Genomic DNA, 364 nt, shown 5'->3' with positions numbered 1-364 from the left:
CACCGCCATCTCCAGCTGTTCCTGGACGGACTGCGGGCCCCGGCCCGCTCCACCCTTCCGGGCGCCGCGCTGACGATGGAGGACCTGCGCCAGGCCTGACCGATGAGTTCATCCTGACCGATTAGTTCACAGAGCCACCGCAGTCAGAAGACCGAATCCCAGTACCCATCAGTACCCATCGGCCGTCACAGCCGACGAGCCGTCCCCTTTCTCTTTCCTTTTTCCGTCACGAAGTCCTGAAGTGGGTATCCCCATGTCTGAAACAGCCGCGAAGGCTCCCGGCAGCGGCCTCGGCGCCGCCGTCGATCCCAACCGCTGGAAAGCGCTCGCGTTCATCGCGATAGCCCAGCTGATGGTCGTCCTC

At 64.0% G+C, this 364-nt stretch carries 1 pseudogene; it reads left to right on the top strand.

What is annotated here, in order from left to right:
- Nucleotides 1-99 (top strand): annotated as a pseudogene (locus ACLZOT_RS50545) (TetR/AcrR family transcriptional regulator); the annotation flags it as partial.
- Nucleotides 100-364: the final 265 nt, after the last annotated feature.

Source organism: Streptomyces sp. 4F14, assembly GCF_048159485.1.
Classification (GTDB): domain Bacteria; phylum Actinomycetota; class Actinomycetes; order Streptomycetales; family Streptomycetaceae; genus Streptomyces.
The sequence above is the reverse complement of the archived record's forward strand: the minus strand, read 5'-3'. Positions and strand labels throughout refer to the sequence as shown.